The organism is Mycobacterium haemophilum DSM 44634, from assembly GCF_000340435.2.
Taxonomy (GTDB): Bacteria; Actinomycetota; Actinomycetes; order Mycobacteriales; family Mycobacteriaceae; genus Mycobacterium; species Mycobacterium haemophilum.
Window position 1 is genome coordinate 2,373,808 of sequence record NZ_CP011883.2, and the last position, 18,535, is coordinate 2,392,342.

Annotated in this window: 23 protein-coding genes; 15 read left to right on the top strand and 8 right to left on the bottom strand. The window is 61.5% G+C overall.

The features are described from left to right. Positions 1–119: 119 nt before the first annotated feature. Positions 120–671, top strand: a complete 552-nt coding sequence (locus tag B586_RS11155) for an AAA family ATPase (protein WP_054879930.1) — start codon at positions 120–122, stop codon at positions 669–671. Positions 672–816: 145 nt separating this feature from the next. Here B586_RS11155 and B586_RS11160 read toward each other — a convergent pair whose 3' ends face one another. The 3 genes from B586_RS11160 to B586_RS11170 all read right to left on the bottom strand — a co-directional run bounded on the left by B586_RS11160 (position 817) and on the right by B586_RS11170 (position 3,079). Beyond that, complete coding sequence (locus tag B586_RS11160) at positions 817–1,293, bottom strand: SRPBCC family protein (RefSeq protein ID WP_054879929.1); 477 nt, start codon at positions 1,291–1,293, stop codon at positions 817–819. Next, positions 1,290–1,979: a DUF899 domain-containing protein gene (locus B586_RS11165; RefSeq protein WP_047314079.1), complete on the bottom strand. Its 690-nt coding sequence runs from the start codon at positions 1,977–1,979 to the stop codon at positions 1,290–1,292. The genes B586_RS11160 and B586_RS11165 overlap by 4 nt, the downstream gene beginning before the upstream one ends. A 116-nt stretch (positions 1,980–2,095) precedes the next feature. After that, positions 2,096–3,079: an EamA family transporter gene (locus B586_RS11170; protein ID WP_047314078.1), complete on the bottom strand. Its 984-nt coding sequence runs from the start codon at positions 3,077–3,079 to the stop codon at positions 2,096–2,098. 76 nt (positions 3,080–3,155) lie between these two features. Here B586_RS11170 and B586_RS11175 point away from each other — a divergent pair, with 76 nt between their 5' ends. Then, positions 3,156–3,728: a CGNR zinc finger domain-containing protein gene (locus B586_RS11175; RefSeq protein WP_047314077.1), complete on the top strand. Its 573-nt coding sequence runs from the start codon at positions 3,156–3,158 to the stop codon at positions 3,726–3,728. A 234-nt stretch (positions 3,729–3,962) separates the two neighbouring features. Beyond that, positions 3,963–4,772, top strand: a complete 810-nt coding sequence (locus B586_RS11180; RefSeq protein ID WP_257720462.1) for a CDP-diacylglycerol diphosphatase — start codon at positions 3,963–3,965, stop codon at positions 4,770–4,772. Positions 4,773–4,863: 91 nt separating this feature from the next. Here the strand turns inward: B586_RS11180 and B586_RS11185 are convergent, their stop codons facing one another. Then, positions 4,864–5,412 carry a thioredoxin family protein gene (locus tag B586_RS11185; RefSeq protein ID WP_047314076.1) on the bottom strand — a complete coding sequence of 183 codons (549 nt, stop codon included), beginning with the start codon at positions 5,410–5,412 and terminating at the stop codon, positions 4,864–4,866. Between the two features lie 346 nt (positions 5,413–5,758). Further along, complete coding sequence (locus tag B586_RS11190; protein WP_418001135.1) at positions 5,759–6,316, bottom strand: FKBP-type peptidyl-prolyl cis-trans isomerase; 558 nt, start codon at positions 6,314–6,316, stop codon at positions 5,759–5,761. A 225-nt stretch (positions 6,317–6,541) separates the two neighbouring features. Between B586_RS11190 and B586_RS11195 the strand changes: the two genes are divergently transcribed. The 11 genes from B586_RS11195 (at position 6,542) to B586_RS11240 (ending at position 15,788) form a co-directional block, all read left to right on the top strand. After that, a complete protein-coding gene (locus tag B586_RS11195) occupies positions 6,542–7,972 on the top strand; it encodes an FAD-dependent oxidoreductase (protein ID WP_054879928.1) in 1,431 nt (476 codons plus the stop codon). Beyond that, a complete protein-coding gene (bioB, locus tag B586_RS11200) occupies positions 7,965–9,044 on the top strand; it encodes a biotin synthase BioB (RefSeq protein ID WP_054879927.1) in 1,080 nt (359 codons plus the stop codon). Before B586_RS11195 ends, bioB begins: the two co-directional genes overlap by 8 nt. 34 nt (positions 9,045–9,078) lie before the next feature. After that, positions 9,079–9,855 (top strand): maleylpyruvate isomerase N-terminal domain-containing protein, encoded by a 777-nt coding sequence (locus B586_RS11205; RefSeq protein WP_054879926.1) that lies wholly within the window; start codon positions 9,079–9,081, stop codon positions 9,853–9,855. Between the two features lie 443 nt (positions 9,856–10,298). Further along, positions 10,299–11,159: a hypothetical protein gene (locus B586_RS11210; protein WP_047314072.1), complete on the top strand. Its 861-nt coding sequence runs from the start codon at positions 10,299–10,301 to the stop codon at positions 11,157–11,159. Between the two features lie 149 nt (positions 11,160–11,308). Next, entirely contained in the window at positions 11,309–12,094 is a 786-nt protein-coding gene (locus B586_RS11215; protein ID WP_156166381.1) for a hypothetical protein, read from the top strand. Between the two features lie 145 nt (positions 12,095–12,239). Next, positions 12,240–12,512 carry a FitA-like ribbon-helix-helix domain-containing protein gene (locus B586_RS22410; protein WP_082607590.1) on the top strand — a complete coding sequence of 91 codons (273 nt, stop codon included), beginning with the start codon at positions 12,240–12,242 and terminating at the stop codon, positions 12,510–12,512. A gap of 571 nt (positions 12,513–13,083) precedes the next feature. Next, positions 13,084–13,512 carry a cellulose-binding domain-containing protein gene (locus B586_RS11220; protein WP_054879924.1) on the top strand — a complete coding sequence of 143 codons (429 nt, stop codon included), beginning with the start codon at positions 13,084–13,086 and terminating at the stop codon, positions 13,510–13,512. Positions 13,513–14,082: 570 nt separating this feature from the next. Further along, complete coding sequence (locus B586_RS11225) at positions 14,083–14,319, top strand: CopG family ribbon-helix-helix protein (RefSeq protein WP_047314069.1); 237 nt, start codon at positions 14,083–14,085, stop codon at positions 14,317–14,319. Then, positions 14,319–14,753, top strand: a complete 435-nt coding sequence (locus B586_RS11230; protein WP_054879923.1) for a type II toxin-antitoxin system VapC family toxin — start codon at positions 14,319–14,321, stop codon at positions 14,751–14,753. The genes B586_RS11225 and B586_RS11230 overlap by 1 nt, the downstream gene beginning before the upstream one ends. A gap of 469 nt (positions 14,754–15,222) precedes the next feature. Further along, a complete protein-coding gene (locus B586_RS11235; protein ID WP_047314067.1) occupies positions 15,223–15,456 on the top strand; it encodes a hypothetical protein in 234 nt (77 codons plus the stop codon). Continuing rightward, positions 15,438–15,788, top strand: coding sequence for a type II toxin-antitoxin system PemK/MazF family toxin (locus B586_RS11240; RefSeq protein ID WP_231584587.1), 351 nt, complete (start codon positions 15,438–15,440; stop codon positions 15,786–15,788). Before B586_RS11235 ends, B586_RS11240 begins: the two co-directional genes overlap by 19 nt. Before the next feature lie 297 nt (positions 15,789–16,085). Here B586_RS11240 and B586_RS22040 read toward each other — a convergent pair whose 3' ends face one another. Beyond that, positions 16,086–16,289 (bottom strand): hypothetical protein, encoded by a 204-nt coding sequence (locus B586_RS22040; RefSeq protein WP_236971269.1) that lies wholly within the window; start codon positions 16,287–16,289, stop codon positions 16,086–16,088. A 151-nt stretch (positions 16,290–16,440) separates the two neighbouring features. On the opposite strand from B586_RS22040, the gene B586_RS22045 reads away from it, so the two are divergent. Then, positions 16,441–16,686, top strand: a complete 246-nt coding sequence (locus tag B586_RS22045; protein WP_236971270.1) for a hypothetical protein — start codon at positions 16,441–16,443, stop codon at positions 16,684–16,686. A 659-nt stretch (positions 16,687–17,345) separates the two neighbouring features. Here B586_RS22045 and B586_RS11260 read toward each other — a convergent pair. Further along, the gene (locus B586_RS11260; RefSeq protein WP_047314064.1) at positions 17,346–17,762 is read right to left on the bottom strand and encodes a TA system VapC family ribonuclease toxin; all 417 of its coding nucleotides are present in this window, start codon (positions 17,760–17,762) and stop codon (positions 17,346–17,348) included. 9 nt (positions 17,763–17,771) lie between these two features. Then, the gene (locus B586_RS11265; protein WP_047314063.1) at positions 17,772–17,993 is read right to left on the bottom strand and encodes a hypothetical protein; all 222 of its coding nucleotides are present in this window, start codon (positions 17,991–17,993) and stop codon (positions 17,772–17,774) included. Between the last annotated feature and the right edge of the window lie 542 nt (positions 17,994–18,535).

An 18,535-nucleotide genomic window follows, 5' to 3' on the forward strand; every position in this document is an offset into this window, starting at 1 on the left:
GCCCACGCTGGACGTGCTCGTCGAGCATGCCCGGAACGGCTGGAAGGGTGATTTGGCCGTCCTAGCCAGCAACCCCACAGTGGGAGGTCGCTCCTCCATACCGGAAAGGCGGTCCACGCATGCGGCGGTATGTCCTTACGGGCGCACCCGGCTCGGGCAAGACGTCGATCTTGTCGGGCCTGGCGCGATTGGGCTACACAATTGTCAGCGAGGCGGCGACTGAGGTCATCGCCCGCCGCCAAGCGGCAGGCGAGATGGAGCCGTGGACCCAAGCATCGTTTATCGACGACATCGTCGGCTTGCAGCATCAGCGTCAGCGCAACGCCCACGCGGCCGCCGGCAGTGTGCAGGTCTTCGACCGATCGCCGGTGTGCACCTATGCACTTGCCATCTACCTTGGCATGCCGATCTCGATGGCTTTGTCGGCGGAGCTCGAGCGTATCGACGCCGACCGCATCTACGAACCGCAGGTGTTGTTCGTGCGGAGCCTGAGCTTCTGCGAGCCCACCAGAGCTCGACGGATCACTCATCAGGACGCACTGGAGTTCGAGCGAATCCACGAGCGGAGCTACAGCAGGTTCGGCTACGAGCTGATCGACATCCCAGCTGACCGCCTAGAGCTGCGCATCCAAGCTGTCCAGGAAGTCATCTCGAGACTGACGAGTCAGTGAGGGCTGGTCATCACGTCGGAGTGGGACTATCTCGCTACATACCACCTGTCGTAAGGACGAAACAAGCTGTACCACAGCAGAATAACGGCTACGATAGGGATAATGTTCGTGTGGCGTTTGGCAGGGGAGAGGTTCGGCCGGCGGATCAGCTCGCGACGGATCGCGCCAGCGTCACCAACGACGCGGCGAGGTAATCCTCTGGGAACGTGGGCATCCCGCCGATCCGGTCGCGAAAATCCTGCGGCGTGCCACTCCAGTCATAGGTGAGGGTGACGTCCGTGCGATCCCCGTTCGGAGCAAGATCGTAGCGCCAGAACCACCCTCCGGGGGCGTGGTTACCCGAGTCGTCAAGTTGCCCTGGCATCCAGCCGATGGCGCGGTCCTTGTCGAACACAGTGACCAGGTTGTACGTGATGTAGTGGCCACCGGCCTGGGTGAGGAACATGTTCATCGCAAACATCTGTCCGGTGCCGGTGATCGGCGCAGTGTCCACCGCGTCGCGGACCCAGTCACCTGGCTCGGTGTTCTGGTGGCGAGAGGGGTCGGCTAGCACCGCGAAAATCTGTTGCGGGGTAGCGGCGATGGTGCGAGTGACGACGTAACGTTCGATGCTGACGGTCATGCGTTGTCCTTGGGGCCGTAGGCGCGCGCGATATCGGGAGAATCCAGCCACCCCGAGTATGTCGGCCGCGAAGGCCATCCTTCAGGTGAATCGAGCCATTCTTCCTGCCGACCCCACGGCAAGATGTCGATTAGCGCGAACGCGTGGCTGAGTTGCTCGGTACCCCGCCCCGTTGTATGCCAGGTGCGGTACACGGTATCGCCGTCGCGGAGGAACACGTTGACCGCGAAACCTCCGCCCGGCGGTGCGTCCACGTCGGTGCCGAATGGGCTCTCCGATGATGAGTACCACTCCATCTGGTTGCCCACCTTCTGCTTGTAGGCGAGTGCCTCTTCGATCGGTCCGTTGGTGACGATGACGAACCGGGCGTCGTAGTTGTTGAGGAACTCCAGCCGGGTGAACTGCGACGTGAAACCGGTGCACCCGCCGCACTGCCAGTCCGCGCCGTCCGACCACATGTGGTGGTAGACGATGAGCTGCGAGCGACCATCGAAAACGTCGACCAGACGGATAGGCCCGCCTGCTCCGATCAGGGTGTAGTCAGGCAACTCCACCATCGGCAGACGCCGACGCTGGGCGGCGATCGCATCGAGTTCGCGGGTGACAGCCTTCTCACGCACGCGCAGTTCGCCGAGCGCGTCGCGCCAGGTCCGATGATCAACGATTGGTGGCAGGGCATTGGACATAGGATCCACCCCTTTGTGTTGAAGCTATCGACTTACCGGTCTCAATGGTGTGACTTGCCGCGCGCGCAGAATTCATCGCTGGACCGTGGAGCCTTGACCGCAGGGACTGCACCCGATCAGCCCGGCTCGACGACGAGGCCGTCGACTACTCCAACTTCTGGCCACGTCGCCTGTGCGGTCGTGCGGTCGGCACTGCGGCTAGCCAACGCCAGGCCGAGCAGCACGACACCACCTCCGACTGCTTGGGCCCAGGTGATTTCCTCGCCGACCAAAAGCCATGCCCAGGTGACGGCACACAGCACCTCACCGAGACCCATCAGCGACGCGTGACTCGGCCCTAGCCGCGCTACACCGTTGATGCCGAAAAGATAAGCCATCGCGGTAGCGACTAGGCCGAGCGCCACGACCGGCACCAAAAATGAAGTGGTGTGGCCGGCGACGACGGTGTCGTTGGTGGTAAAAGTCATCGGGAACACGCCGCACACACCAAGCAGGGCAACGGTAATCGCGCCGACGATCAATCCGCCGGCAGCCAACGTCAAGGGATCCAGACCTTCACCACCAGCTGACACCCGATGAGAGAGCAGGAAGTAACAAGCCCCACACACCGTGGCGCCAAGTGCCCACGCCACGCCGACGATCTCAATCTTGGCCCCGGAGAACACGTTGAGCACGATGCTGGCGCCTGCGAGCGCCAGCGCGGCACCAACGAGGGTGGACGTTTTGGGCCGCTTGCGGGTGGAAGCCCACACCCACCCGACCACCAGCACCGGTGACAGATACTCGAGCAGCAACGCAACGCCGACCGACAAATGCGAGACAGCGTTGTAAAAGCACAGCTGGACGCCAGCGACCGGGATCACGCCGTAGACGATGAGGGTCTTGCCATGCGCGATGGCCTCACTCAGCCAGCCACGGTTCACGATCGTCGCGACGAGCACCACCACGAGCGCACCGCCTGCCAGACGTGCTGTGACCGCGGCGGTGGGGGTCCAGCCGGCTTCCAGCAGCGCCTTCGCAAAGGACCCGGATACCCCGAAGGTGATCGCCGACATGATGGCAAAAGCAATTCCGAGACGGACGGTGTTCTTTGCGTTCATCTCGCCCCCAACGTCTCGTGTAATGAGTAAAGTCAACTTTGGTGGTTACGGTAGCCAAGAAGGGGTCAGCAGTCAAATGCTTTTCAGTCATGACACCGTGCGGACCCTGAAAGCTGCAACGATGCTGGTCAACACCGACCGCGGCGGCGAGCCGCTCTGCGAGCGGCCCGCGTTAGACAAGTTTTTGAACTACTTTGGGTATACCGGACGGCGCGACCACGACGATGCCGAGCTGGCCGCGGTACATGCACTCCGGGCACGGTTGGGTCGGATCTGGGAGTCAGCCGCCGACGAGGAAAGCTTCGCAAGTCGGGTCAACGCGCTGTTGGCCGACACGCACGCGGCGCCGTGGCTGACCCGCCATCCCGAGATGCCGGAGTGGCACCTGCATCTGGCGTCGCAACGAGACCCGCTGGCCCAGCGGATGGGCGCGGAGATGGCGATGGCGCTGGCTGATGTAATCAGGTCCGGGGAGTTGCGCCGCCTGAAGATCTGTGCTGCGCCGGACTGCGATGCTGTGCTAATGGACTTGTCGCGCAACCGCTCGCGCATCTTCTGTGACACGGGCAACTGCGGCAACCGCCTGCACGTGGCGGCATACCGCGAGCGGCGTGCTCAAGAGCGCGATGGCACGCAAACCGATACTTAGGCGTTCATCCGGTAATTCGAGTCGACACGGTGACCGAGCGTTGACGAACGCCCGCTGCTTGAACGCTTTACGCGCGTGGTTGCGATACCAGGCAAACATCGATCCGCGACCCGCCCGCGTCCTCGTCCGTGAGCAGCGGCAATGATACCGTCGCCGCACAAGATGGTGAAGGTAGGCCAGTAACTTTGCCCGGGCGGCTTAGCCGCGTTACCGCGAACGGAGCGATATAGCGTCATGACACAAGCGACCCGCACCAAGTTGTCGAGTAGCAGTCGGCTGATACGTCGAAGTGTCTTACTGGCCGCGGCCATCGCGACACTGACCGGCGCACCAACTACTGCGGCCGCGCCGATGCCGCCGAACAACCCGCCTGCAGCCAGTCGCGATGCACTGTGGAAAATTGTGCACGACCGTTGCGAACTCGGCTATCAACGAACCGGTGCTTACGATCCTTGCACGTTGGTCGATGAACAGTCCGGCACGGCTTTGTTTAAAGCAAGCTACGATCCGAACCAGTACCTCTTGCTCCCGCTAGCTCGTGTCACAGGAATTGAGGACCCTGCCTTGCAGGAGCCAGCGAGCCCCAACTACCTTTACGACGCGTGGGCCGCTCGAGCCTTCGTCAGCTCGCGACTCAATAACTCACTGCCAGAGCCCGACATATCCCTCGCAATAAACCCGAAGAACGCACGTACTCAGGATCAGCTGCACATCCACATATCGTGTGTCTCACCGGCGACAGCGGCGGTCCTTAAGCAGGTCAATTCGGCCGAATACGTTGGCTGGAAGCCACTTCCCACCGATCTAAAGGATCACACCTACCAAGCACTAGCGGTTAACAGGAACACGTTCGAGTCCAAGAATCTGTTCCAGGACGTCTACGCCAAGGTCACCGCTGACGGCGCAACGATGGATCACGCGTCGGTTGCCGTTGCAAACATTGCACCGGACCAATTCTTGCTGCTCGTGGCCGAGGGAACGGACGACCAGCCGGTGGCAGCCGAGGAGCTCCAGGACCACGACTGTTCCATCGTCAGGAGCTGATAGGGGAGGGCGACGTGGGCGCCCGGGGGGCGGAGTGCACGCGGTCCGCTTCAGCGGTTCGAGGCGCTCGCGCCGTCGCCGTCAGCTCGGCTCACCGCCACTTGATGCTGCACCCGATCGACGGCCGCTGATCGGGGTCTACCGGCCGTCCTGCGAGCACTGCGTCGACCGCCGCTCGGACGTCAGCCGCCGTCACCGGGAGGTCGTTGCTGGGACGGGAGTCGTCGAGCTGGCCCCGGTAGACAAGTCGACGCTCGCCATCGAAGACGAACGTATCGGGCGTACAGGCCGCGGCGAAGGCGCGGGCCACGTCCTGGGTCTCGTCGTAAAGATACGGAAAGGTCCAGCCGTGGCGACGGGCCTCGACAACCATCTGATCGGGTCCGTCCTGCGGGTAAGTGATCACGTCATTGCTGGAGATACCGACCATCGCGACGCCTCGATCGGCGAGGTCCCGACCGAGTGCGGCCAGCCCAGCAGCGACGTGCTGGACGTATGGGCAGTGGTTACAGATAAACGTGACGACAAGCGCCCGGCCCGTGAGCCCGTCGAGGCTGATCATGGCGCCGGAGGCCGGCTCGAGCAGCATGAACGGCGGCGCTGGCGTACCGAGGGCGAGCATGGTGGACTCGATGGCCATACCCGCCAGAATAGCCCCACAAGGCCGGCCTTCCTCACCGGTGATATCGCAAATGAAACTCACCCTATTGGTCGGTCGCGCGACGGCTTGCAAGTCGTCAACCGACCTGCCTTGAGCGCGATGGCCAGGACAATGAAAAGTGTTGATACACAGCATGGTTAGCGATGCCGGGAGCGCGCGCCTTGAGCCGAGGCTGGAAAATTCGTGCGCCCGCTTACGACATGTCAACCGCATACGCCTGCACAAAGGCCGCTATCGAAACGCTTACCCGTTACGTGGCAACGCAATACGGCCAGTACGGCGTAAAATTACGCATGCAGCGCAGCGCAGCGCAGCGCGGCTCAGATCAGCTCGAGGCGCCGAGGACCTTGATCGCGAAGATGAGCGTGTCGCCCGGCCGGATTCCAGCACTGGGCTGACCGTCGGGGTAGCCATCCGCGGAGGTCATGGCGACGGCGACCGTGGACCCGACCCTTTGTCCTGCGATGGCCTTCTGGAAGCCCGGCACGACTCCGTTAAGCGGAAAGTCAACCGGGGCGCCCCGTTGGTAGCTACTGTCGAATACGGACCCGTCACGTCCATTGACACCCATGTAGCAGACGGAAACCCTAGCCGTGCCCGGAACTACCGGTCCGTCTCCGGCGTGCAGCGTATGCACCTGGGTCTGGGTCACGCTGAACGGTGCCGTCACGTTCACACGCGGAGCTGTCGTGTCCGTGGATGCGGTGACCGCGATGCTGCCAGTGGTCCCGGCCAGCGTCCAGTCAGGGGTTCCGCTGTTCTGAGGAGTTGCTGTTGGGCACGAGCCGGCCGCGGTTGCTTTGCCCGATCCAGCGAGCGTGAGAACGGTTGCCGCGACACAAGCTGCGAGCACGACGGAGGAATACACCCAGGAAGGCTTCACGGCAGTCACGCTACAGCTACCTATGGCGTCGCCTACAGGTAGCCCGCCACCCACGGTCGCCATTGCCAACGCACCGCGGACGAGCCGATCTGCAATAGATCGACACGCCTTATCGCTATCTTAAGATTCTCTTATTTTTCTTATTTTTGGTGTAGGGTCGCTCGTCATGAGCTTGAGCAGCCTTTGCGTCGGGTCAGTGACCATCCGCACTGGAAAGGGTCTGGTGTGAAAGAAATCGGTGAGCACGCTGTTGTGCTGGGTGCCGGGATGGCTGGTCTGGTTGCCGCTGGGGCGCTTTCAGAGTTCTACGACTCGGTCACGGTGGTGGAGCGCGACACGTTGCCCGATCGTCCTGCCCATCGCAGGGGCATCCCGCAGGGACGTCACGTACACATGTTGCTCAGCCGCGGCAGCCATGTGCTGGGTGAATTGTTTCCCGGGCTGCCGCATGAGCTGGCCGCTGCGGGAGCTGTCGTCATCGATGACGGGGACTTGTCACGGGTGTATGTGCGCAGCGGTCCCTACGAGTTGAAGCAGTCGGGCACACTTGCTGATCCGGCGGCGTTGGCGGTGTATCTCGCCAGCCGGCCGTTCCTAGAGTTTCACGTGCGCCGACGTGTCGCAGCCCTGGCTAACGTGAATTTTCTTGACGGACACAACGTGGTCGAACCGCTCGCCGCGAACGACTCCATCCTCGGAGTTCGAATCATCAACCGCGACAACGGCGTAGTCACCGCCCTTGATGCCGATCTAGTAGTCGATGCCACAGGCCGGAACGCGTGCACCCCAGCGTTTTTGGAAGACCTGGGATATGGCCGCCCACCCGAGGAGCGCTCCGCGGTCAACGTCGGCTATTCGAGCCAGCCGTTGAGCATCCCCGAAGGGTGCATCGTCGAACGGCTGGCACTGTTCAATCGAGGGATCGACAGGCACCGGGGCCTGCTGATGGCCTGCGAGCACGACACTTGGATGCTGGCGATCGGCCGCAGCGCCGCGGCGGGCCGGCCACCGGCCGACTTGGCCGAGATGCTCACGCTAGCAGCACAATCATTGCCGGCGCCGATCATGGCCGGGCTGCGCAACGCCCAACCCCTCGGACAGAGCGTGATCCTCCGCAACACCGCAGCCATATGGCGTCGTTTCGATCAGATACCGAGATTCCCATCGGGTCTCGTGGTGATCGGGGATGCGTTATGCAGCCTGGACCCCAGCTACGGACAAGGCATGACGATGGCCACCCTGCAGGCCCTGACATTACGCGACTGCCTGAACTATGGTCATCGCGATGTGGCGCAACGCTTCTTTCACGCTGCGGCGCGACAAATTGGTCCGACCTGGACAGCGAACCAAGTCCGCGACCGCATCCTTGCCCCTGTCCCAAAGCCGCGCTCGATGCGGCAGCGGGCCATGCGGTGGTCAACGCAGGCTGCGCTGAACGCCACGGCGAACGACACCGTCCTGGCCGAACGCTTCTTGCGGGTGCTGAATCTCGTTGATTCGTCTGAACGGCTACAAGACCCCCGGCTGTTGCCTCGCGTCCTGGCGGCCAACGTGCGTTATCGCAGGACTCGGCCAGGTGCCCAAACCGGTAGTCAATGGGTGGAGCACCCAGCCGCGTTGCTTGGCGAGCACGAAAGGACAAATAGTCATGATTGATAAAATATTTGACGAACTCCTGTCCGCGATCACAACGAAAGCGCTACGCGGCGATCCTGTGGACCGCGACGAGTTATTGGCGGTGTTGGCCAGCACCGACGATGACCTGCTCGACGTGATCGCCGCAGCCGGTCGAGTGCGGCGCATGTTCTTCGGCCGCCGAGTCAAACTCAACTACCTGGTGAACATGAAATCCGGTATGTGTCCTGAAGATTGCGGTTATTGCTCGCAACGGCTCGGATCGACCGCCGAAATCCTCAAGTACTCATGGATCGACACCGATGAAGCCGCCCAGCACGCGCGAAGCGCGATCAATGCCGGCGCTAAACGCGTCTGCCTGGTAGCCGCCGGCCGCGGGCCGGGCGATCGTGATATCGAACGCATTGCCGAGACTGTCGCTGCAATCAAAGGTTCCGCCCCGCAAGTGGAGGTGTGTGTCTGCCTGGGGCTGCTCAAACAGGGGCAAGCTGACCGGCTTCGGCAGGCCGGCACCGATGCGTACAACCACAACTTGAACACCAGCGCTGAGAACTACGCCCGGATCTGCTCGACTCACACCTTCAGCGATCGGGCGGACACGGTCGCCGCCGCGAAAGCGGCCGGGCTGTCTCCGTGTTCGGGTGCCATCGTCGGAATGGGTGAATCCGATGAGGACATCGTTGATGTCGTTTTGGCTTTGCGCGAGCTCCGACCGGACTCGGTGCCGGTGAACTTCCTCATCCCTTTCCAAGGCACGCCGCTGGGCGGGCATTGGGAGCTGACTCCGCAGCGCTGCCTGCGCATCCTGGCGATGTTCCGGTTCGCCTTCCCTGACGTCGAAGTCCGCGTCGCCGGCGGCCGCGAGATACACCTGCGCACCCTGCAACCGCTGGCTTTGCACCTCGCGAATTCGATCTTTCTCGGGGACTACCTCACCAGCCAAGGACAACCCGGCCGCGCCGACCGGGAGATGATCGCCGACGCCGGCTTCGTAATCGAAGGCTTCGACCAGCCGACCCAGTCAGCGCGCCCCCGCGACCTCGTCATCACCCGCCACCGCGGCGCAGGTACCACCGCACCCGCCAACACCTAGAGCGTCGATATTTCCGCAACGAGAGGTCAACGACATGCCCGACACTGAAGTCGACGACGAACCAGATGGGGTCGTCCTCGAAGTACAGCGCGACCGAACGCCACGACTGCTGCCAACCTCCGACGCGGCGGCGGCGTACCGCCTCGTCTACGGACGTGTCGACGCGCTGCTGCGCGGCCGCGCTGAGATCGCCGAATTCGCAGTGCCGGCCTGTCCCGCCTGGACCGTCCGCCAGACGGTTGCCCACCTTGCCGGCGTCGCACACGACATCATTTCACTAAACCTGGAGGCAGTGGGCACCGACTCCTGGACCCAGGCGCAAGTCGATCGCCTCGGCGGGAACAACATCGACGAGTTACTCGACCTGTGGGGACAGACGATCGACCCTGTGACGGCGAGGCTCGGTCTGGGCCCCAAAGGATCCGAATGCCAGCTTGTCTTCGATGCCCTCACCCATGAGCACGACATCCGCGGCGCACTGTGTAAACCGTATTCCCGCACAGGCGATCTCCCGTTCGAGGTCACCATGGGATTCTTGACGACAACGGGCGACCAGATCATCCGGCAAACTGGGCTGCCGGCGCTCCGGTTGATCACCCCGACGATCGGATCCGTACAACTCGGCGACCCGCACACGGCACAAAGTCACGTCACCCTTAGCGTTTCGGATTTCGAGGCGCTGCGCGCCTTCGGAGGACGACGCAGTGTCCGCCAATTGTTGGCGCTGCCCTGGCAGGGAGATCCGACAAACCTGTTGCCTGTCTTCAGCAACAACGCCATACGACCACCAAACGACGACCTTGTCGAATGATCATCAACGCATCCATAAAGCGGCAGCATAGTCTGCTCGCGCACGCCAGGTCGCGTGGTTGACGCCTGGCGGTCTGGGGGGTCGCACCACTCATCGAGGCCCGATTGGTCGCGACCCCCGCCCAGTCGGTATGGCTGATCTCCTAATCGCCACCCTCGCCGATGCCCATGATGTGGCCCTGATCCACTATCTGAGTGTCACGCGAAATCCCTTGGCACGCAATGCAGTATCGCGAGACGCTTCGACTGAATCCAGGTTCACTGCCGAACGCCAGGGGACCGAGTCGGCATCGGGTTCAAGGACAACCTCGCTACCAATCCGAGGATCGGCGTGCAGGCGTCCACTGTTGCGCCCCGTGCCGCCAAGGTCCCCATAATGAGTTTTCGGCGACCGTACACTGGCAAAACGCCCGCCCGCGTGTCTCATCGGACTACGATGTCGCCGTGGCCGATGTAACGGTGGCAATATTTTCGTTCACGAGGAACGAAGCGACCGCCGTAACGGAGTTGCTGACGCGCCTTTACATCGACCTACCGGTCTTCGGAACAACGATCTGGACGCCAACCAAGCTGGGGGTAGAGGCAGTAGAGGGCTGCCTGTCTGACGGCCGGACTGCCAGAGTGGAGCACCATCCCCTGAGTGCCCAGGGGAACGTCGTTGCAGCGGCGGCTCTCAGCAGATCAACCCGAGAGAACCGAGCCGACTACTACGTCTTCTATGGCTGCTGCGGAACAGTCGACTCGAAGCTGGTGGGTCAGGTGTTTCGGGCCGAAAGGGTGTCATACCTGTCATTGGGGGTGGTCGCCGCCTCAGCCGACGGCGAAGTCGTCAAGCTAAAAAACAAATGGATCGTCCGTACTCAACCTAACGAACAGGCCCCGCTTGACGCGATTGAGATGCGAGCCGGGTCAGCAGGTGCTCCGGGTTCTGTGTGGGGGCTGGATCTTCCCGACGCCCACGTTCTTGCAACCGACAAGGTGATCAAGGTCGGGCCAGGTGTCGCGCCAATGCCAATACATACGCCATCCAGCGGTCCCATCTACGCCAAGGGAGACTGGACGTACTCGCTGGCGCTTGCCCTGTACTCCCGAATGGCGACTAAGCCCGTACTCGTCGACATGGAGTCCTTCGGTATTGCTTCCACAATGCGCGCTTTGGGCTTGTGTGAGCGCGTACTCGTCCTGCGCGTTGCAACAGACTCCTTAAGCGATAAGGCGGATCAAAGCGATCTGGATCAACTCGACTTCCTAAGAGCGGGTTTGGCCGAGCTGGCTGCTGCGATAGCTACTATCCTGGGGATCTAATGACGCCGGAGCGGAAACCGCGGATCCTCGAGGACGAGGTGCGTAGATTACGCGCCGGCATTGTGTGGTCCGCGCCTTCGACGCGTGACCCACGGGAAGCGGAAATGGTTCGTGTTGTGTCGGCCGCGTCCCTAGCGTGGGACGGTCAGGTGGACCGGGTCGACCGTTTCTCGCGTCCGCTGCTGCCATCCGGCACCCCGACTGAAGAGCGAGCCAACCCGGCAGTGACCGCACAGCTGTTCTTGGCACAGGTAGCTTCCGACTATCGACGCGTGGCGTCATGCGAACTCGACCTCCGCGAGGTGGAAGCTCGGCGGAATTCAGATCAGGGCGCGATGGCCCTAGAGCGTGCCGGTGTGGTAAGCCGGCCAGTGGCGCCGCTAGCTGTCGGGCAATACCTTGCGGCTCACGAATGTGCCGCGGATGCGGACCTGGAGAGCGTGTTGGTGCCATGGATGTCGTCTGCGGGGGATGCAGATCTCGAGTCGCAATGCGCTGCGGCATTCGGCGATGTGCTCGGCCCCTTGGTACAGGTCGCACTGGACGAGTCGCATGACCACACTCAGCTGGTGCTGCCCAGTTGGTCTAGCCATATGGGAGATGCATGGTGCATAGAGTTCCTTGCAGCAGGGGCTCAGATTCTGAAACGTCCCGCCTTGCTTAGCTCTTCACACATAGAAGGGGAAGTGATCATCTCTTCCCGCGACGGCTTAGTCGACGTGACGCAGACCATAAACAATGTCGTTGCACTCGCAGAAGCCTTCCGCCCTGTGCAAGATGTGAGAGTCAGTGCCGCTGAGAACAGAAGCAAACCGAAGATCGACCTTGTTCTGTCGGGCGATCGGCTCAGACCAGACGAGCTCAATCTGTTCCTGAGTAGTGTGCAAGACATACCCGCCGATGTAATGATCCTGGCCAACGTTGCGGATAACTAGTTGCCGTTGCTGATTCGCAAGGCTAGATAGGCTCGTCCTTTACCGAAAACTTCACGCCATTGATGGCCAAGCGAGGGGCGTCCGTGGAACGCGAGTGCGCTTTGCGTCGACTTGCGCGCTATCGGTGTCTTCCGGACCTCCATGTATGTGCGAGTTTGCTGGACCGAGATCGCACCACAAACCCCGTACCAGAAATGCTAGCGACCTCAAGGCGGCACTACGCGTGCGCGCCGCTGAGCACGGTCGCTCCATGGAATCCGAGGTGCGCGAGATCTTGCGTACCGTATTGGAGCGCCCGTCGAGTGGTCCGGGGATGGCTACACGGATTCGACAGCGGTTCTCCGACGTCGCCAGGGCCGCGGACCTTGAGCTGCCGAACCGAACTGATCGCCCACGAGCTGCGGAGTTTGGCGGGTGATTGTCCTCGACGCCAACGTCGTGTCGGAATTGATACGGAAGGCACACCTGAGCCCCGCGTCATTAGTTGGGTTGACAGGTTTTCCGCCTCGGACGTACTGGTCACCGCCGTTACGGCGGCCGAGCTCAGGCATAGCTTTGCCCGGTTGCCGGAGGGGCGCCGCAAGCGGGAACTACACATCAAGATCGACGGACTACTAACAGCGGATTTCGAGGGCCAGATTCTGCCGTTTGATGCGCCGGCGGCGGCAACGCACTACGCGGAAATCGTTGCCTCCCGAGAACGTGCTGGACGTCCGATCAGAGTGCGGTCGACGTCGCGATACCGGCCGGCCGCGCCCAAGGGGTGGTGTACGAGACCGCTCGTTTGCTGGCGGCTGAACGACTCCACGCCCCCGATGAGGCTGGCGTGCCGGCTTTCCCCGTCCGCAAGTTCGCGTTCGGCCGGGCGATACATGGTCCAGGGTGGATCGAGGCTAAAATTTCATGACGGTTTCAGTTGAGCAAAGGTACTGCAGCTTACCCGCGTTGCGAGAGCCGATATCACCTGTTTGGCTTTAGTGTTGGCAGCTATGGCCGGACTGAACAATTACGTGAAGCGCTGGCGCACAGCGCTTCACGTAACCGCATCGGCATTGATAGTTGCCATCCTCGGACTCGCCATCACCCCCGTAGCTCATGCGGCTGCGGCCACGGCGACGTTGTCGGTGGAACATACGTGGCAGACCGGTTTCATCGCCCACTTCACCATCACCAACTCGAGCATGGTGCCGCTCACCGATTGGAAGCTTGAATTCGACATGCCGGTGGGACAATCCGTCTCGCACACGTGGAATAGCACCCTTACCCAATCTGGCACGCACTATGTTCTCACCCACGCGAATTGGAACCGCATCATTGCGCCCGGTGGTTCAGCCACAGGTGGTCTAAGAGGCGTGCTGACCGGCTCCTACTCACCACCGTCGAATTGTCTGCTCAATGGGCAATATTTTTGCACCTAGGAACGACTGCGCACTGAAGCTCGACCGCTCCGAGACCCACCAACCCCAAGCTGCATAAGCGACTGGACCACAAACAGGTCCCTCTCACGAATCCCCATCAATAATCCGCTGACTTGAACTGTATTAGAAATCGCGCTATACACTTCGCCATAGACGCGATCACGAAAGCTGTTGTCGCACAGATAGTTAGAGAACATGGCGACCGAGCTGTTGATCGCGCCAGCCTTGGAGCCACCTCCGCGACCGTCTGTTCCTCGGGGTACAGGTGCCTGACCGAGCCAACGAGGTACGCACGTCCAACGTCATCGACTGCCACCCGAGCTCCCGCCCTCTGGGATCAACAGGTGAATCGATGATTCATCTGTTTACATCATCAAGCTAAGCTCCCTGGTCAGCGTGTCGCCCGAAAGGCTGCGCAAGTAGCCGGCGGACGTCAACGTTGCAAGTCCGCATCGCAGGGTCGATGAGAGGAAAGGCTTGAGCTGCAGGCGAAAACGAGGAGATGAGTGGGGTTCGTTCTGGCCCGCCCGGAGCTATCCTGGCGGCAATACTTCAAGCTATACTAGCCTCATGTCTAAGGTCATGGTGTCCCTGCCTGATGGCCTCCTTGCGGAGCTTGATGCCGAGGTCAAACGCCGGGGGACCAGTCGGAGCGCGTTGCTAGCCGACGCTGCTCGGCGCGAGCTGGCGCGTCGCGATCCTGCTGACCTGGCTGCGGCGATCGAGCGCTCGGAGCGTCGCTTTCGTGGAGCCGGTAGCTTCGAGTCCGCAGACGTCGTCAGGGTCGACCGTGACGATCGCCGGTGATGCGTTTACTCGTCGACACATCGGTGTTGATCAAGTGGTTCCACGACGCGGGGGAGAGTGAACTCGCCGAGGCGCGAGCGATACGGGACGCTCATGTCTGTAGCGAGCTTGACGCGCATGTGCTGGATCTTGCGATCTACGAGGTCGGCAATGTGCTGGTGCGGGCGTTGAAGTGGACGGCCCGCGATGTCGGCGATCAACTCGATGACCTCCTGGAAATCGTGGGCCCGCCGCTCGTTATGTCCAAAGCCTGGCTTCGGGAGGCGGCGGTCCTGGCCGAAAGGCATGCACTGTCCTTCAATGACGCCAGTTGGGCCGCAACGGCAGCTGCGCTGCGCATCCCGCTCGTGAGCGCAGATCGTCGACTCCTGGCCGCCGGCCTCGCAGAAACACCTTCCGCTGTTGTTGATCAGTTGAATCTCAAAATTCAATAGACGCGAAATATGTCATCGAGTCCCAGGCCCCCTGTCAAAGTCTCAATTTCGCCGTCTCCTTCACCTGCCGCGAACGGTACCGGCTGGGTCGGACACTAACCGGCAGCTTCAGTGAGAAGCTCGCATGACTCCGAAGTCCGGCCACTGGTAACCCGCCGGTCGCACCCAAAGCCTGCGGTCGGGCGTTCATTTGCTGGATACGGACACGATCCGCAATGGAGCCTTATGTCTACATTTCGTCTACACAGGGCGCATGGCCGCAGAAACCACAACCGTCCGAGTTCCGAGATTCATTTTTGTCGGCATGCATCCGCGAAGTGATGAATCACACAGCGCCCCCTTGCCCAGTCCCTGCCCAAGGCGGGAGGGCAAGGGTCAGGCAGCACTCGAGGTTTGCCCGGCGTTCGTTTGCTGAACACATGGGACGATCCGCCATACCGCGTGTCTACAATTCGTCTACACTGGTTCCATGGCAGCAGAAACCACAACTGTCCGAGTCCGCCGTCCCGATTCTGAGCGGCTGCAATCTCTAGCCAAGGCTCGTCAAACCGCCGTCGTCGACGTCGTGCACGCAGCCATCGACGCCTTGGAGAGGCAGGAGTTCCTGCGGGGACTCAACGGGGACTACCAGCGCCTGCGCAGCGACCCCGAACTGTGGGAGCAATACCTGGCCGAGCGTCACGAGTGGGACGCACTGGCTTGATCTGGCGAGGGGAGGTCTATCACGTCGATCTCGGCCAACCAGTCGGACACGAGCCAGCCTTTCGCCGCCCGGCTGTGGTGGTGTCGGTCGACATTCTCAACAACGGACCGGGCGGTCTGGTGGTCGTCGTCCCGATCACCACCGCTGGTTACGGCCTGCGAAGCCACGTTGAACTCGAGCCAGCGAGTAGCGGGCTGGGCCACACTTCCTACGCTCGCTGCGATCAGCTGCGGGTGGTCTCCGTCGAACGACTGTCATCTCGCCAGGGAATGATTAGTCCAGAACAGATGCAAGCCATTGACCAAGCACTGCGCTTCGTCCTAGATCTGTAGTGCCCAGCCTCGTCGTAGCACCTGTCCGGTCTCAACGTACTTGACGGCTCGTTGCCGGTGACCGTCACTTTGTTTGAGATGGCCTCGCCAGCGGTGGCCAACGTCACCTTGCGGCGCAGTGATCTACCACAGTGGCACGCCGAGAGCCCCGAGGCGACCCTAACGACGAGATGCGGCTGTTCTTCACGATGTGGTCGCTCACCGGCAGTATCGGCGCGCCATAGCTGAGCAGGTAGAGCTGCAAAGACGCCATGCCGTATTGCGAAGCTCCGGTGCGCCATTTCGCGATCAAATCCATCATGTTGGGGTTTTGCCGCCCTTCGCCCCGATGTCGGCCATACCCTCCAGCAGTTGGAGGTCTGACAGCGGAACGATCCCGGGCGCGTACACCTGCGGCTGACGATGCTTAAACGCCTTCACACTTCGGATATTGATGTCGAACTGAGCCAACAGTCCGTTGGTAACGCCGGCGTCGGGCACGATCACCAGTGGGGCGTACATCGTTTGTTGTCGACCTTTTCGCCTTTCCAGCCGCCGTGCTTCTGGACGAGGTCGATGGTGGACAGCAGCTGACTGCACTTCCCGTGGTCGGTACCGCGTGAGGGTGTATCGCTGGTGGCCGATCTCCCCGGCGTTGCGATCCTCCTGCAACTTGGGCCTTGAAATCGTCCAGCTTCAGCGCCATGTTGGCGAAGAGGTAGTCGATCGCCGCCTCGGAAACGCCGTCGGCGAGCAGCTCGTCGCGGGTGAACCGAACCTGTTGATTCTTGTTACTGCGCTCGATGATGCGGCACCTCAGCCGCAAGACGTCGATCAGCTCGACGTCGGTGGCGATCTTGAAGGCTTCGGCGGGCGTCGCGCCCAGCCTTGTGGTCTTCGATCTCGATGCCCGTCATAAACCCTTGGGGTCAAGACAGTTTGGCCAGATCGACCCGCTGCGGCGGGCGAGGGTCACTCGGAACGCCAGTGATTCATCCGATGAACACGGCGACCTTTTATTTGACATAATGTCGCTTATCGGCAAATAACTGATGCGAGTTGCATTAGATGAAAGGGCTCGCACCGCTTGACGATTGGCCGATCTCGGCACATCACGATACGTACTCATTCCCCAACGGGCTGCGTGCTGTGCGGTTGCCCACGCGACCAGTAATGAATGATTCGCGTGTTAGGTGAAAGCTTGAACGTGCCCCAGGCGGCCGAACCCAGAGCCGGCGATCGGCCACCCACTCACCATCTAACCCCGCTACTGCCAGCAATACGTCACAGTGACGAATTATCTTGTGGCGCAGGGGGGCCTATGAATCACCGCGTTAGAGTGGCCGCCGACCAAGCTTTGGGCGCCCCCAACTCGCACCTCCTCGGCACGCATCGTTACCAGTTAACCAATGCGAGTTATATTGTACAACAACAGATTTCGGTGAAATAGCGGTTCAACTATCCGATCCGGAACATGTTGGCACCTACCTGCGAAGGCATGGCAGCGATCCGGCCTCGCTCTATTCTTCGGAATGAGCTGACAGCCAGAAAGGCGTGATGGACGCCCGCCGGTTGTACTTAAAGCAAGGTCAGTAGTTCCACATCGCGTCCCTGCGCGAGAGAAACGATCGCGGCGTCGAACGTAACGAGGCGAACTCCCCTACGGCGCGCGAGCGTGAGCAGATGCGCGTCTGTCACTTGGCGGTGACCGAGAATAGTTGGAACGTCGTCATCAGTAATTGACACGTCGTCGAATAGGAACTGGTGGCCATCAGCCCCACGCAGGGAAATGAGAACGTGCTGCGCGTCGGACATCCCGATAGGACTCGGAAGCACCTTCGGGTTCGTCGACACGCGAACGAACCCGCTTTCTGTGATGGGGCAGGTCGCCCAGCCCTGCGGCGCATTAGCGGCAAACCACTCGCGCATACGTACGTGGTGGATGTGAGAGTCCCACGCCAAAGCGATCAGCGAGTTGACGTCGAGCAGCGCCATTGTCGGTGGTCAGTCCTCATCGAGCGCACGTCGGACGGTTTCGGGCGTGATCGGTGGCGTACCCGGTGGCACACGGACGACCGGCAACCCACCGGCGGCCTCAACACGCGCCGGCGTGAGGCCGCGGCGCGCCAGCTCGGAGATCACCGCACCCAAGGAACGCCGCTCACCAGCGGCCAGTTCGCGTGCCGCAACGACCACGTCATCATCGAGGTCCAGTGTTGTTCGCATATCGTGATGCTACCGCATCAGCGCATCAAGTACCGACGTTGGCAGGCTGCCCTGGCTCTCTCTCCCGATCAGACCTGGCCGAACGCGCCGTCGGGGTTTGCATTACCGGCGCCCAGTGGTCCACTCGAAGGCAACCAACTCGCACCTACCGAGTACGCACCATTACCAGTTTCCCAATGCGAGTTGCATTAAAGAACTCGCACCTCGGCGCGATTGCGACGTTGTCGCAGCTGACGGACAGTCGCCACAGCTGCACTATCCGTCAGAAGTCGTATCGTGTATCGCTGCAGCTTGACGTACGTTTCAATCACTTAATGATCAGATTATGCCGTTCGGCGACGGGATGAGAATGCCGCTCAGCGCCGGACCGCCGGTTGACTCCACGCCGGCCCACCCCATGTCCGGCTTTTGGCTTTGGCTGCGCACCTAAACGTCACAGTGACGAATTGGGGTGTCCCCACACAAACACCCGGGGCCCCGGCTCCGGCAAGCCGGTGACCAAAGCGATAAAGCTCCGCGAACCGACCGTTCACGATCAGATC